General features: G+C 39.2%; 11 protein-coding genes and 1 other annotated feature. Of the genes, 1 reads left to right on the forward strand and 10 read right to left on the reverse strand.

From position 1 onward, the window contains the following. Position 1: 1 nt before the first annotated feature. From iorA to ACQ4KW_RS16255, 6 genes are all read right to left on the reverse strand, one after another. The gene (gene iorA, locus ACQ4KW_RS16230; RefSeq protein WP_430883489.1) at positions 2–1,780 is read right to left on the reverse strand and encodes an indolepyruvate ferredoxin oxidoreductase subunit alpha; all 1,779 of its coding nucleotides are present in this window, start codon (positions 1,778–1,780) and stop codon (positions 2–4) included. A 17-nt stretch (positions 1,781–1,797) separates the two neighbouring features. Next, positions 1,798–2,706, reverse strand: coding sequence for a bifunctional enoyl-CoA hydratase/phosphate acetyltransferase (locus ACQ4KW_RS16235; protein WP_430883490.1), 909 nt, complete (start codon positions 2,704–2,706; stop codon positions 1,798–1,800). A gap of 548 nt (positions 2,707–3,254) precedes the next feature. Continuing rightward, positions 3,255–4,403 (reverse strand): tetratricopeptide repeat protein, encoded by a 1,149-nt coding sequence (locus tag ACQ4KW_RS16240; RefSeq protein WP_430883491.1) that lies wholly within the window; start codon positions 4,401–4,403, stop codon positions 3,255–3,257. Positions 4,404–4,558: 155 nt separating this feature from the next. Continuing rightward, positions 4,559–5,377, reverse strand: a complete 819-nt coding sequence (locus tag ACQ4KW_RS16245; protein ID WP_430883492.1) for an NAD(+)/NADH kinase — start codon at positions 5,375–5,377, stop codon at positions 4,559–4,561. Positions 5,378–5,393: 16 nt separating this feature from the next. Beyond that, positions 5,394–6,155, reverse strand: coding sequence for a hypothetical protein (locus ACQ4KW_RS16250; protein WP_430883493.1), 762 nt, complete (start codon positions 6,153–6,155; stop codon positions 5,394–5,396). A 13-nt stretch (positions 6,156–6,168) separates the two neighbouring features. Beyond that, a complete protein-coding gene (locus ACQ4KW_RS16255; RefSeq protein ID WP_430883494.1) occupies positions 6,169–7,938 on the reverse strand; it encodes a B12-binding domain-containing radical SAM protein in 1,770 nt (589 codons plus the stop codon). A 229-nt stretch (positions 7,939–8,167) separates the two neighbouring features. On the opposite strand from ACQ4KW_RS16255, the gene ACQ4KW_RS16260 reads away from it, so the two are divergent. Continuing rightward, complete coding sequence (locus ACQ4KW_RS16260) at positions 8,168–8,671, forward strand: hypothetical protein (RefSeq protein WP_430883495.1); 504 nt, start codon at positions 8,168–8,170, stop codon at positions 8,669–8,671. A gap of 105 nt (positions 8,672–8,776) precedes the next feature. Here ACQ4KW_RS16260 and ACQ4KW_RS16265 read toward each other — a convergent pair whose 3' ends face one another. The 4 genes from ACQ4KW_RS16265 to argS all read right to left on the reverse strand — a co-directional run bounded on the left by ACQ4KW_RS16265 (position 8,777) and on the right by argS (position 15,327). After that, on the reverse strand, positions 8,777–10,210 hold the full coding sequence (locus ACQ4KW_RS16265; RefSeq protein ID WP_430883496.1) for a hypothetical protein: 1,434 nt from the start codon (positions 10,208–10,210) through the stop codon (positions 8,777–8,779). Positions 10,211–10,365: 155 nt separating this feature from the next. After that, positions 10,366–11,487, reverse strand: a complete 1,122-nt coding sequence (bshA, locus tag ACQ4KW_RS16270; RefSeq protein WP_430883497.1) for an N-acetyl-alpha-D-glucosaminyl L-malate synthase BshA — start codon at positions 11,485–11,487, stop codon at positions 10,366–10,368. Between the two features lie 94 nt (positions 11,488–11,581). After that, on the reverse strand, positions 11,582–13,252 hold the full coding sequence (bshC, locus tag ACQ4KW_RS16275) for a bacillithiol biosynthesis cysteine-adding enzyme BshC (protein ID WP_430883498.1): 1,671 nt from the start codon (positions 13,250–13,252) through the stop codon (positions 11,582–11,584). Between the two features lie 377 nt (positions 13,253–13,629). Further along, positions 13,630–15,327 carry an arginine--tRNA ligase gene (gene argS / locus ACQ4KW_RS16280; protein WP_430886589.1) on the reverse strand — a complete coding sequence of 566 codons (1,698 nt, stop codon included), beginning with the start codon at positions 15,325–15,327 and terminating at the stop codon, positions 13,630–13,632. 119 nt (positions 15,328–15,446) lie between these two features. Then, positions 15,447–15,672, reverse strand: a binding site (T-box leader). Positions 15,673–15,714: the final 42 nt, after the last annotated feature.

A 15,714-nucleotide genomic window follows, 5' to 3' on the forward strand; every position in this document is an offset into this window, starting at 1 on the left:
ATTATTCACCTGCTCTTTCTATTGCATCGAATGGGCAAGCTTGTAGACAAACTTCACAGCCTACACACATATGCTCATCAATCTTCGCCTTCTTTGTTTCTTTATTGAAGCTGATCGCTGGACAACCAGTTTTTGTACAAATCTTACAGCCCTTGCACTTGTCTTCTACAACTGTACAAAGTTTTTTCTCAAGACCAAACTCTTTATAGTCTGCATCAGAGAACTTCTTAAGAACGCATGGCCATCTTGTAATAAGAACAGAAGGACCATCAAATGCAAATGCTTCTTCTAGGGCCTTGTCTACTTCTTCTAAATCAAGTGGGTTAATTGTCTTAATATGTTCAATACCAATTGCACTTACAAGCTTAGGAATATCAATTTCCTTAGCAGGCTCACCCATCAGTGTGAAGCCAGTACCAGGGTTTTCTTGGTGACCAGTCATACCAGTGATTCTATTGTCAAGGATAACTGAAACTGTATTGCCCTTGTTGTAAGCCACGTCAATTAGTGAGTTCACACCTGTGTGGAAGAATGTAGAGTCACCAATAACACCCACAACACGCTTTTCAACATTGTGCTTTTCGAATGCTTTTTGAGCACCGTGAGCCATTGAAATTGACGCACCCATGCAGACACATGAATCTAGTGAATTTAGAGGCTCAGCAGCACCAAGCGTATAACATCCGATATCGCCTGTTACGACAACGTTCTTCTTCTTAGAAAGTGCATAGTAGAACCCTCTATGAGGACATCCAGCGCATAGTGTTGGAGGACGGCTTACTTTTTTATCTTCTTCAATATGCATTGTTTCACGCACTTCACCCAGTAGGGCTTCAGCAATAATATCAGGGTTGAGTTCTCCGATTCTTGGAATCTTTTCCTTACCGATGCACTCAATGCCAGCTGCCTTTAGTTGTTCTTCAATATATGGCTCAAGTTCTTCGATAACGTATAGTGTTTCCACCTCATCAGCGAATTCCTTGATTTTCTTCATTGGTAGTGGATGAGTAAATCCTAGCTTAAGGTAAGACGCTGTATCACCAAATACTTCTTGAGCGTAAGTGTATGCAACGCCAGAACTGATGATACCGATTTTCTTTTCATTCCATACAAAGTAGTTTAGGTCTGTTTCATTAGAGAATTTCTCTAGTTCAACAAGTTTGTCTTCAACGATTGGGTGAAGTCTTTTTGCATTTGCAGGTGTAGCAATCCATTTAGCAGGATTCTTCTGGTATTCCTTAGCACCCACTTCTTCTCTTTCACCAAACTCTACAAGACCCTTTGAGTGACAGATTCTAGTTGTCATTCTAAATAGGATAGGCGTGTCATACTTCTCAGAAATTTCAAAAGCAGATTTGATCATATCTTTTGATTCTTGAGAGTTTGACGGCTCCATACATCCGATTTTAGAGAACTTAGCATAATATCTATTATCTTGTTCATTCTGAGAACTATGACATCCTGGATCATCTGCTGATACAAGGATGAATCCACCGTTTACCCCTAGGTAACCTAGAGTGAACAGTGGGTCAGCTGCAACGTTAACGCCAACGTGCTTCATTGCCGCCAGTGAACGTGCACCTGCCATTGTTGCACCAATAGCAACTTCCATAGCAACTTTTTCGTTCGGAGCCCATTCACAGTAGATGTTTTCTTTATACTGTGCAACATTTTCTAGAATTTCAGTACTAGGTGTACCTGGATAAGCTGATGCAAATGTACAGCCTGCTTCATAGCAACCGCGTGCGACCGCTTCGTTGCCTGTCATGAATTCTTTCATGATTCACTCTCCTTTAACTACTTATGTGCTGCAATTACACTACCGAGTGCAATTGAGTTTAGTTTAACTTGTGCAGAATCCGCGCGCGATGTTAGTACCACAGGCACCTTAGCCCCCATGATGATACCCGCTGAATCCGCTTTTGCCATATATGTCATTGCTTTGCCGATGCCATTACCCATTTCGATTGTTGGAACCATAAGAACATCTGCATCCCCTGCAACGTCACTGTCAAATCCTTTAATGCGAGCCGCTTCCTTTGAAACTGCGAGATCAAAAGCAAGTGGTCCTTCCACCAGTACACCCGAACCAAAATCACCATTTTCACCCATTTTTTGAAGGGCATCAGCATCCACTGTTGCTGGCATTTTCGGGTTAACCTTTTCCTTGGCAGCCAAGCATGCCACTTTAACAGGTTCTGCACCCATGGCTTTAACAACCTGAACAGCGTTTTTGACAATTTTACCCTTTGCTTCAAGATCAGGTGTGATATTCATGCCACCATCTGTTAAATAAATTAGCTTATGGTATGACTCAACTTCATAAACCATAACATGACTAAGTTGACTGTCTGTTCTTAGACCAATCTCTTTATCTAGGACTGCTTTTAGTAGAATAGCCGTATCAATAAGACCCTTCATCAGGAAGTCTGCATGACCATCACTAACCAGCTTTACTGAAATTTTTGCTGCTTCTTCAAGTTCTACCGCTTCTACAAGTTCATAATCTTCAATATTCAGACTATTTTTCGCAGCAAGTGCCTTAACCTTTTCGATATCTCCCACAAGCACTGGATCAATCAGTCCTTGTTCCGCTGCTTTACACACAGCTACTAGTACGTCTTCGTCCTGCGCTGCAGCTACAGCAAGCTTCATTGTTTGCTGGTTCTTAGCAGCATTCAGGAGATCTGCAAAATTCTTAATCATTCGAGACACTCCTAACATTTCGTTTCTACGAATTTGTAAAATTTTTTAGTAACAGTTCAATATTTTTTTGAATTCAATTCATTTTACAATATTTTTTGAATGTATTCAACATGTGTGTAAGAAACTTAATCACTGATTTTGTATTTTTTGAAGTACATAATTTCACTTGGCAACAATTTACCTTTGATTGGATGAAATGTTGTTCTGTACATTATCACGTTCCCTATCCGCTTAAAAAAACAAAGTTTCTTACGTTTCTTCCCCCCTAGACCCTTTATTTTGCCTTCATTATAGCCGGTCTCCCTGCAAATAAGAAACTTGCTATTTTCCCTCCATACCTGATGATTATGATGAAAAAAAGGATGAAGGCTTCTAGTAAAGCCTCTTCCTTTACACTGGTCTTACTCGGACATGACCACAAAAATAAATTGACTGTCCATAAAAAAAGTCGCCTTAAAATTCAACAAATTGTTGAATTGTCAGACGACTATTGCTCGACAGGCCTTTCAGCCTTCTTATTCATTTCTCATTTGGAAGGCTTTGTAGCCCTAGTGCTGTGTTGAACCTTCTTGCTCGATGAGCATTTTAACTTGTCTGAGCCATGCGCTTGAAACCTCATCTTCTGGATCAAGCTTTACTGACTCTTCTATTTTATCAAGGGCATCGTAGTATTCTCCACGTTGTATATGAACAATACCAAGATTACATAGAATCTCATTATTCTTAGGTTTCACTTTTAAAGCCTCTTTAAAGTATCGTTCCGCCTCATCGAAATGCCCCATGGTCATATAGCAAATCCCAATTTCATTCATTGTATCCACATGGCCTGTATTGAGGTTAAGAGACTGTTTATAATAGTGGAGTGCTTCATCATACATCTCTTTTTGACGATAGGCCAAACCAACGAAGAACATGAGATTCCACCACTCAGGGTAGTCTTCAAGTAGAGGGCTAAGGTGTTCTAACCCTTCATCTGAAAATCCTTCAATGACCAGCTTATAGCCCTTTTCATACTCAAGCTTCGCATCTATATTCCGAAGGGTATTAATTATTTCAACCTTTTGATCGTCTGTCAAAGTGTCCGACTTCATAGCCTGAGCCCATATGGCCTCCGCACGGCCATAGGCTTGATCATTAACATAATGAAAACCCAAATGATAGCCTGCAAGTGCAAAACCATTATCCACTTCTATGCAAGTTTCAAGAGCCTGGCGTGCAGCCGCTGTAAACTGCTTGTAAATGTTTTCATCTTTTTCATGCTCGATAGCCAGTTCTTCACAAAGTCTTGCCAGATTGTAGAGGGCATCAAGATTTCTTGCATCAAAAAGCATGTAAGCTCTAAGACGAACCACAGCATTTAATTTTTCCTCTGCTTGGGCAAGGGCTAGGGCATCTGCAAGTATTCTCTTTTTAAAATCAGCATCTATGCTTTTTAGAAAGGCCATGTAGGCTTCTTTATATGGAAAAGCTGTGTCAATTCCCATGATACGAACCATGGCTTCCATGATGGATGGAAGGGAAATATCAGCCCCTTGATTGCCAGATACTTTGCTGACCATATCTCGAGTCATAAATGGCACTGGTGTGCCCGTCGGCAACTTCACGTCTCCCATAGCTTCAATGGCTGATTCTTTTAGTTCTATAAATACAACTTCATCCGTTTTTTCTTTTAATATATTATCCAGTTGCGAAAACATATTGCCTCCTCTATCCTTTTCACCTTGCAACAATCATATGGAGTCTGTTTACAGACAAAAACTGCCGACACAGTCGACAGTTAGATTTTAACTCGTTCATACATTATATTATAATCCATAAGAATTAATAATCCAAAACATTGTGACCTGAATTATTAGAATATCACTCTATTCACATTCTTGTCTATTATTTTATTCCTGTAAAGTTCAAAATAATCATAGTCACCCCATCTTAAGATGTGAACCTCTTTATCAGACGCTTGCACGTGTAAGTCAGATATGTAGTCATTGGAGACCTTGATGCCATCACATGCCACAATAACCTCTCGGCGCTCTGCTTTTACAATCTTAAAATCAAGAACTGTATCAATTGGCACAACCATAGATGCCTTTAGAGGACGATTGACGCTGTTGTCGTTTGGATTTAGCGGGGTAATTTGATAAACAGGCAGCTCAGAATGTGTTGCCACACCGCCTGCCCAAATGGCATAACCTGTTGCTCCAATAGGAGTGGATAAGATAAACCCATCCCCAGTGAAATAGTTAAACGGCTTTCCATTTATGTACATACGGGCTTCCATAAGCCTTGGTTCAAGATGCTTAATAAGTATTTCATTAAAGGCATAGCTTGATAATGTGTCTCCATTGACAGTGGTCGCTTGAACTTTCATAAGCGGATAAGACTGGAGTTGGTAATCCCCTGATTTAAGTATATCAACGACGAGTTCAGGCTTTTGCGGTGGAACACTCGGCAAAAATCCAAGAGTGCCTGTATTTATACCTAAGAATGGAATCCGCTTTAGACGAAACTTTCGAATAGCACTTAACATGGTGCCATCGCCACCAATTACTATAATAATGTCTGGATTCTCTCGACTTAGAATAAACCCATTTTGCCTTAAAAGCTTCATGAGCTTCTTTTTGACAATCATCGTGTCTTTTTTTCTGTTGTGGTGAATTAAAATTCTCTTCATTGTGCACCTGCTTTTTTTAGTCTCTATTAATATGGCGCATAAATAGACGCTTTCTCCTAGTGGTTGTGCTTAACATTTCAAAGAGGAATCCTCTATAAACCATCATATATCCTAGTATGGCTTGAACCAAAATAGCAATCAAGACTATGAATAAGGACGTCTGCATGGCAAAAGGTAAACCTCTTAGTGTTGTTGCGAATAGTAGATTGATACCCCGATAGATGCCATAACATGCACCACCTAGAACAATATTTGGAACAAACCAATCAATCCAATTTTCTCGAATAAAGCTAAATGCATACATAAAGCTATCAAGCTCACCTAAATGTTTTTGGTAAAGCGTTTCTGGAAGTGGATTAAATAGAACAAATGCAACCACTTGAGCTATCAATGTAATGAGACCAAATGCAGGTATAAGCATTCCAAATGGCTGAGCCAGAGTCATAACTGCAAACTGTGCCACCCAAATAATAAGCAGAACAACCCATACTTTTCTGAAATAGACCTTAAATCCATGTTGGAAGTCGTCTTGTGTGAATTGACCTGTGCGAACGATTCTATTCATTAGGAATAAGTAATTTGAGAACACGGCACTTTGAAAAAGCGTCATGATCAATCCTCCGAATATGCCAAAGAGTCCAGCCACTTGTGCCACAACCATGACAGCAATCATATAAAAAGCGCCGACCACAAGTAGACCTGGGTTGTTCTTCACGGCCTTTGTGCTTTTTTTAAAGGCCAATTTATTTGTTATTAAAATATCCTGTAAAACAGACATAATATCACCTCTTTTAAATGACGTAGTATTGACTCACTTCAAAGACACACTTATTTTGATTGTAATTAAATAAAATCCGCGTCTCTTCTTTTTTGATATCTTTCAAATTGAAATCTGACTCTATAAGGTTAAGAATATTATAGTCAAAGATCTCAAATCGAACCTTTTTAACAATCTGTTTGGCGGTCATACCCTTATACTCTGGTAAATAGGTCCTTATGTTCTCTTCATTCTGTAAAAAAGCATGGGTGAAATGCCTAAACTCAAGACTTTCTTTTTGAACATAAAGTTTCCGCCTTGATGATTGTCTCACATAATCAAACTTGACCAAGGCCTCGAATACCTCAGGGCTTTTAAGTCCCACTGCATGATAAAACTCTAGGAGAATTTCATACATAGCATCTTGATTATGTGCCTTATGGTGCCACCCATTTTCATGCCAATGGTCAGACAGCATCTCATAAAGCTTCGACGGCGCAATGCCATTTACCTTTAATATAAAATCCAATGAATAGGTAAATTTTTGATTGTTGTAATAATGTTCAACCATGTCCTCAATTCCCTTTAGCCGTATCATGTCCTCAAAACTCAGGCTTGAAGTGGCCATGATTTCATAAGGGGGTTGCTCATTAAATATATAACCATAATCATCTTTTCTTTTTCTTAAACCAGACCCCTTTAGGAGCTTTAAAAAACCGAGTTGTAACATCTCTGGTCTAATGGCGTAAACATCATCAAACGACTTAAGAAAACGGTCGTAACTTTCGTATGGCAAACCGGCTATCAAATCGAGATGCAAATGAATGTTTCTATAGGATTTGATTCTTTTGCAAACATCTTCAAGCTTACTAAAGTCCACATAGCGATGGATCTCTTTTAGGGTTCGTTCATAGGTGCTTTGAACGCCAATTTCAAATTGAAAAAGCCCTGGCCGAACACACTTTAGAAAGTCCACTGTTTCTTCATCAAGTCTATCTGCTGTGATTTCAAAATGAAAATTCGTATAACCATTGTCTATTTCATGAAGGTATTTAAAAATCTCCAGGCTTCTTTTTTTATCTGCATTAAAGGTCCGGTCTATAAATTTGACCTGCATGACCTTATGATCCACGAAAAAACTCAAATCTTTCTTCACCCGATCTAGTGAGAAAAAACGGACCCCTTTTATGGTCGAAGACAAACAGTACTGACAATCGAAGGGACAGCCCCTTGAACTCTCATAGTAGAGAATTCGGTTATCAAGACCTTCAAGGCTCTCATAGGGAAATGGGATAATATCAAGCGTCTCTATTAAGGGTTCATCAAATGTGTTTATAATATCACCGCTGGTGTTCCTATAGTTTATTCCCTTTAAACCAGTAAAACTGTCCTCTTGTCCATCCGCTGGGTATCCCTTTTCAAGATAGGTTTCAATAAGCTTTTGAACGCTTTTTTCTCCTTCTCCACGAATAATTAAATCCACAAAAGGATGGTCTTTAAGAAACTTAGTGCTTTCATAAGTCACTTCTGGACCACCATAGAATATTTTTATGTGCGGAGCAACCTTCTTTAAGTTCTTGGCAATAATGTTGGTGCTTTCGACATTCCATATATACACCGAGAACAAGACCACATCATAGTGTCCCGTGTAAATTTCCCTTACAATATAATCAAGTTGATTGTTAATTGTATACTCATTCAAAGTCACATCTGCCCCGCAATTTTTTAGCATTCCGCTTATATAACGCAGTGCCAAAGAGGAATGTGTGAACTTGGAATTTAGGGTGGTTAGTAATAATTTCATTGTACTGCCTTTCCATATTATATACCGTCATCTGACGAATTCATGAAATGTTTACATTTCGTGAACATCAGTTATTATGCGCATTTGATTCTATGGTATTATACCACGCCTGCCCCTAACCTTGTAAATTTTCTGAACCTTAAGCATTGTATACATTCTTACAGAATATTTATGATATAATACTCAAAAGAATAATCGACAATACATAGCTATAAGAAGGAGGGCACCTATGGCGATCATGTCATCTCGACTTATACGGCACGAAATGTGCAAAGAAGAGTTGAAAAGACTTGGTGCACGCGTACTTGATATACAAGGCATCATGTTCTATGTAAAGTTTAAGATTAACGGCACTAAAATATCATATGTTTATCATTTGAATAAGGACAACACATTTTTCCTGGAAAGAATCAAGCCTTACACTTGTGCTATCGGCGATTACGATTCTGAAGAAGATGTGATTGATACCATTCGTGTTGACATCAAACAGTTTAAAAATGCCATGAACAGTTCCAATTTTGAATCTTTTATTGAAGTGGATCAGCATATTTCTAAACTTGTTCGACTCTTTGAAGATTTATACTTATATTATAACGTTAGCAAGGAAGATATTAATCAGGTTAATACCGAAATTAACAAAGTTCTTGAAATGATTAATGACGTTCAGGAAAAAAGTGAACGGGTATACTTTGAAAAGGATCCCGATGTGCTTTGTAAAAACTGTAAATTCTAAATCTATTCAAAATGACTTAAGAATTATTAAAAGGGATAATTGCCTCCATGGCATTTATCCCTTTCATTTTTTGTGTCCTTCACCCTTCAAACACCTTCATAAGTCTTACTCTAGCTTAAAAGTAACGCTGTTGTTGGGTCTTGTATCACGAATACTAAAGGTCAACTCCAAAGGCTGTCCATTCCTTTGCACAGGGCAAACAAAATTTTCCTGAATGCTTGCCACACCATCAATTTTTTCATTTTCAAATTGATCATGCAGACTGACTGTTACGCCATCCGCTGTACGTATAGTCAACATGAGCTGATTGGTGTAGATAAGTTCGTCTGTTAATCCCTTGAAGTCAAGATCAAAGACCATTTCTTCCCAAGCTTGCCCATTATCCTGAGTTGTATCAAGTTCTCTATATTTCACATTATTCACAGATAACATAACCCCATCAATATAAGCCTTCTCACTTAAGGCCACTTCTGGTTTCCTTTGCATCTTAGTGTAGATATCTTCCATTTGAACTGGCATGCTCTGTCCTAAATCAAATGCAATGGGTTTTCTTGATGGATCTATTGTATTTAAAAGAAAGTGAACTTTATCAGTCTCAAAGTTTTCTGACACAGGTATCTTAACAAGTCCTCTACTGTAGCTTCCTGCCCGTATAACACCATTCAAGGCACCTTGCCTATCCAGCGGCTGACTTAAATTGTTCTCTAAACTCGCGTCTATCATAGCAAACTTGCTTACAAAATGATCTGTGTCTAAAGGATCAAAACCAGCATTCATTATTGATACATCTAGAATATAATAAGTTCGGTCTTGTGACCGAGTCACTTCATTGACACTAACAAGCATATTTCCTACAGATGCCGCTTCTCCAAGCGCATATATGTCTTTTCCTTCCATATTTAGTGAAAGACTTTGATTTGTATATTTTCGGGTAAGATCCCTTAACTCGTAGGCGCTCAGTCCTTGAAGCACATACCATTCACCATTTCTCTTCACAACGGCAAGTCCCATAGTGCCCATTTCGTGGCCATGGTCATGAGAGTGATAATCCGTTCCATTTTCGTGGTTATGTTCATCAGATTCATCAACAGGAAGCGGATCGCTTCCAGCTTCTACATAAGCAAAATCCAAATCATAAAAATCCACTTGCTCAAAAACTTTTCCTGCAAAATCAAAATTTCTAAAACTCTGTTCATCGTGAACCCCAAACCCATGGAGGTCTTTTGCAAGTTGCATTGATGCCTGATAGGCTTCAAATTCCTCACTTGTGAATGTATCCTTGTCCACTTGGTGCAGGGCTTCATAGGCCTTAGCATAATCCTTGGCTATAATTTCACCCATGTAGGCATTGAGTGCCTCTTTTGAGGTTGCAAAACCCTTTGAATAGTCAATGTCTTCATGTGTTGTAGTGTCTGTTTTCTCAACTTGTGTTGCCGGGTCAGTTTCCTGATTCTCTTCTGTTTTTTCAACTGACTGACACCCCGATAAGACCAGAGTGGTGATCAGTCCCAGTATGATTGCAAGCTTTTTTAGTTTCATATTATCCCCCTATGTATTTTAAGCGCTTGTAAAAGTCATGTATAAACATCGACGCTCTATGCGTCTCTTAATGCCTATACAAGTATATCTTGCAAGTCACTTTTTAATATAAACTATTGATTCCACTTAATCTTTCATACTCTTTTATTCGTTTTTTAGCCATCTAGCAGAGATTGATACATCTTTTCATACGTTTGTACAAGTCGGTCTGCATTAAAGCACTCTGCAGCTCTTTTTCTTGCATTCTTTCCATAATCCTTGTGTGTGTTTTCCTTCCCAAGTATGTGAAGGGCACCGCGTACCATTTCATCAACATCCCCTACATCGGCCAACCATCCTGTTTTTCCATGGTCAATCACTTCTGGCAGGCCACCTGTTCTTGAAGCCACCACAGGAACTTCACAAGCCATAGCTTCAAGAGCCGCTAAGCCAAAACTCTCTTTTTCTGATGGCAAAAGAAAAAGGTCAGATGCACTGAGTATTTTAACCACCCGACTTTGTTTTCCTAAGAATTCGACTTTCTTTTCAAGACCCAGTTTTTCCACCAAATCATAAGCCTTATTGTGGTCAGGTCCATCCCCTACCAACAAGAGTTTCGATGGAATCACCTTCTGTATGCCATCAAAAATTCTTATAACATCTTCTATGCGTTTGACAGGCCTGAAATTTGAAGTATGAACAATAACCTTTTCCTCAGGCTGAATATGAAGACATCTCCTGATGGACGAATGATCCTTTCGATTATACTCTTCTATGTTAATGAAATTATGAATGGTTTGTATGGCTTTGACCGGGGCCAAAGCCTCTTCAGCCGTTCGCGCCAAATCATCTGAAACTGCGGTTATAATATCTGACTGGTTGACACTGTATGCCATAACCTGTTTCAGGCTATCTTCTTCTGACATAATTGTCACGTCGGTGCCATGAAGTGTTGTCACCGTTTTTAGCCTGCCCCCTACCATTTGGTTGGCAAGCATGACCGCCGTTGCATGGGGAACAGCATAATGGGCATGAATAATCTCCAAATTTTCTCGCTCTGCCACTTCAGCCATTTTATTGGCTAGGGCCATAATATAGGGTGGGTGTTTAAAAACCGGATAGTTGGCTGTGTCCACCCCATGAAAGTGCACATTCTCTTGATAGTCCTCTAGGCGAAAGGGTTTGTCATATGAGATAAAATGCACATCATGTCCTCGTCTAGCTAAATGTTTGCCCAACTCTGTGGCCACAACCCCACTGCCACCATAAGATGGATAACAACAAATTCCTATTTTCATTCTGTCACGCCTTCCTAATTTTGACGTTTGCATATTCATTGTTTATTGTCTTCTCGTACTGTTTTGGAAGACGTTTTTCGAAACTGCGAGACTCTTAATCAACTATGATGATGCGATGGTCTGATGTATACTCAATTTCATGTAAGATGTGGTCAATAAAATCTGGACCTGCAATGCCGAGCACACTTAAAAGACTGAGGGTTCGCTCTTGTAAACCTCCGTTTGGCTTGACCCAGTTGTAAATTTTCTTAATATCTCCAAGAGTATCCTTATGGTTCCTTCGGTGAAACCTATAACTTTTTTGTTTCAGATAATCAAATTGCTGATGTATCAAGTCTTGATTTTTTTCAGTAATCGGTAGAATGTCATCATCTATTTGTTGAAGTTGATCAATCAAGTCTTGGTACATATCATCAAATTTATTTGAGAAGTCTTGGAATAGGCTGTCCACATCCAAGGTGTCTTTTTCCATTAATATTTTCTTTTCCAAAGACTCTTGAGATCGGTCTAAAATATCATCCACTTTGACCTCTAAAGATTCAATCTTTAAGTTTAGGCTCTTTTGACATACGGTGAAATTTTCCCTAGGAAGAATTATGGGCATTTCCATATCAAAATGTTCATAAACTTCTTTTAATTGTGCATAGTATGAAGCCTCACCAGGGCCTGCCACATATGCCACTGTTGGCAAGTATACATCTTGAATTAGTGGACGAAGAATTACATTGGTGCTAAAGTCTTCCGGATGATTGTCCATGATTCTAAGGAGTTCATCCATGCAAAAGGCTTCGCGAGCATCCCCTTCCTGAACTGTATACATCCCCTCTTCAAATATAATAGGGATCCGTTCACCACGTTCTAAATAATAGAGACCTGTTGCACCTGGCCTTGGCTGAATAAGAGGTGTAAATCCCTCTTCCATGAGTTTGGTTCCTTTTCTTACAACACTGTCCACGATTTCTTGGCTCCCGCTTAAAGCCTTTTTTATAAAAGTGGTGCCAAGGCTTCTTATTTGAGGGTTCATAGGATCAATAATAATAAGCCCTTCTTTTTTAAAAATCTTTAAATAGATTCTTGCAAACCAGTCGCTGAGTGTCTCGTCTTCATGGATGGTTTCCTCAAACAGCGCTTCACACCAATTCCTATATGTCATGTCATCCATGGCATGGGACACTTCTATCATTAGGGATTTTACCGATGTATTGATGTCCACCCAGCCCAGGGGTTCTTTCAGATATGAGTGGTTGTGCATAGTTTTAAAGGGATTGTTGTTTCCTGTTCCTGGCTTCTTATCCACCTTGCTCTTCCGAAGTTTTCCATTTTCTATGTACTTTGCCTGTCGAACCTCTTCAAAGTCATGGTCTTCTGAGGCAAGCCAGAAAACTGGAACAACCTCTGATCCAATTTCTTCAGTCAAAGATTTGGCTTTTTTTATCGTGGTCGCCGCCTTATACAAGGTATATAAAGGTCCCCCGAGGACACCTGTTTGCTGCCCTGTTACAACACATAAAGTCTTATCTGATCCAAGTTTTTCGATATTTTCTATCGTCTTAGGACCTGCATCCAACCGCGTATTTATATGCTTTAAGGCCTCTACGAGTGTCTGCCTGTTATAACTTGCTTCCAGAACCTTATTAGCACGTTCCTGCCACGCGCTAGAGTCCTTATGATTATATGTAAAGTATCTCTTTTGAAAGGATTCATTTTCCATATATTCTTTTGATATACCACTAAAAATTGATTTGGTAGAACAAAAAGATTCCATGTGACCTCCTGTATTCCGACTTGTGTTATAGGATTTATGCTCTAACTCATTATAGCACTTTGTCTCATCTATTATACCCTTTAGGTTTTCGAAATTATTAGCTTTTTTGTAATTCAGGCGCTTGTATAATTACAGCTTCGCACCCTCATCATACCATATATGGATATTTAAGAATCAGAAATTCTATATATGGTATGATAAGGATTCATGAATGCAATTTTGCAAGTCGTTCAATTTAACAGAGCACCTTTCTAGGACCAATAGAAAAGCCCCAGGAAATGTACTGAGTCATTTCCTGGGGCCAATACTTACTTGAACCATGCATTTCATTTTTTCTGTAAATCAAAGACTCTTTTTCGTTTACACATAGAAGTGATTTACATTCTTTCTGGTGCTGCTAGGCCAACGAGACCAAGTCCTGTTTTCAGCGTTTGTCGCGTCGCATCAACAAGGGCTAGACGAGCCTTTTTCACTTCCACATCATCCACTAGGATTGGATTATCATGATAGAAGCGGTTAAAACGTTGTGCCAGATTTGTGACATAACGTGTAATCATAGATGGCTCATACTTACGAGCTGCTTCCAGAACTACCTCAGGGAACTTACTCAGCAGACGGATAACGTCTTTTGAGGCATCATCGCTTAGGTGACTGTAATCTAGGCCTTCACTGAAATCAACATCTGCTTTGCGAAGAACGCTGCAAGAACGAGCGTGAGTGTACATAACATACGGTCCTGTTTCTCCTTCAAAAGAAAGCGTTGACTCCCATGAAAATGTGTAGTCTTTGATTCTATTGTTAGATAGTTCTTGATAAACAACAGCGCCCACACCCACTTTTTTGGCCACTTCTTCCTTATTTTCAAGGTTAGGATTTTTCTCTTCAATAATAGCTTTTGTGCTATCAATAGCCTTCTGAAGAACTTCTTCAAGGTAGACAACACGCCCTCGACGCGTCGACATGGAACCTTCTTCAAGGGAAACTGTACCAAAATCAACATGAACACAGTCTTTTGCCCAGTCGTGACCCATTAGTTCAATAATCTTCATCCACTGCTTGAAATGAAGCTGTTGTGGTGCGCCCACTACGTAGATATTTTTTTCAAAATCATAATGCTTCTTTCGATACATAGCCGCTGCAATGTCACGGGTAATGTATAGAGAAGAACCGTCTTTCTTCGTGATAAGAGCAGGTGGCATATTGTATTCTTCCAAATCAACAATTTCTGCACCTTCTGATTTTGTCATAACATTCTTTTCACGCATTTCCTGGAGAACCGCCGGTATTTTATCTGAATAAAAGCTCTCACCTGCATAAGAATCAAAGTGAACGCCTAGCAAGTCATACACGCGGTCAAACTCTTTTAAGCTCAGCTCTTTCATCCAAGCCCACAGGTCATAAGCTTCTTGATTTCCATTCTCTAGCTTAGTAAACCATTCTCTTGCTGTGTCATTAAGAGACTCATCATTTTCAGCTTCGTCATGGAACTTAACATATAATTTCACCAGTTCACGAACTGGGTCTTTTAGAATCACTTCTCTGTCGCCCCACATTTTATAAGCAACAATCATTTTTCCAAACTGTGTGCCATAATCCCCTAAGTGATTGATTGAAATAGCATTATAACCAAGAAAACCAAAAATCTTGTATAGGGCATTGCCTATCATCGTGGAACGGATATGACCCATATGGAATGCCTTGGCGATATTCACTGATGAAAACTCAACGATTAGATTCTTGTTGTCACCAATATTTGTTGCTCCAAATGCGTCCCCTTCTTTGGCAACTGTTTCAAGAACTGACTTGGCAAAAACGGCCTTATCAATTTTGAAGTTAATGTAGGCCGCTACGGCTTCAATATTCTCAAAGTACTCATGGTTTCCGATAGACTCAACAAGATCAGCTGAAATCATGTTTGGGGCCTTGCGAAAGACCTTTGCCAGCTTGAAGCATGGGAAGGCATAGTCTCCCATATCTTCATGCTTTGGATACTCAATCGTTTCATAGATTTCTTCTGTGGACATATCATCAATATGTGCACTTAATAGTTCTGCAATTGTTTGTTTAAAATCAATCATTTTCTAAACCTCCTGTTATATTAGGTGCTTATAAAGCCAGACGTTTAAAAGCACTCTATCTTACATGACTAAAAGGGTCTGTAAAATAAAAAAGTCCCTTGTTTTGCTTATACAAAACAAGAGACGAAATATCCGCGTTACCACTCTTATTAGCTTAAACTTATTGCACTTTAAATAAGTTCAGCTCACTCTCATCCAGGATAATGGCTGGAAACCATTCGACCTACTCATTTCAGTCGAAATCTCAAAGGGACGTTTCACTCACTTAGACAGACCAGGCTCACACCCTCCCTGGCTCGCTTTGCTTCAACCGTCAGCTACTTTCCTCATCATAGACAAATGCTCTATATAATTCATCACAGTTTACCATAGGTTTTTTTCAAA

The sequence above is a fragment of the Tianxiuia mixotrophica genome (assembly GCF_050596425.1).
GTDB lineage: Bacteria > Bacillota > Clostridia > Peptostreptococcales > Acidaminobacteraceae.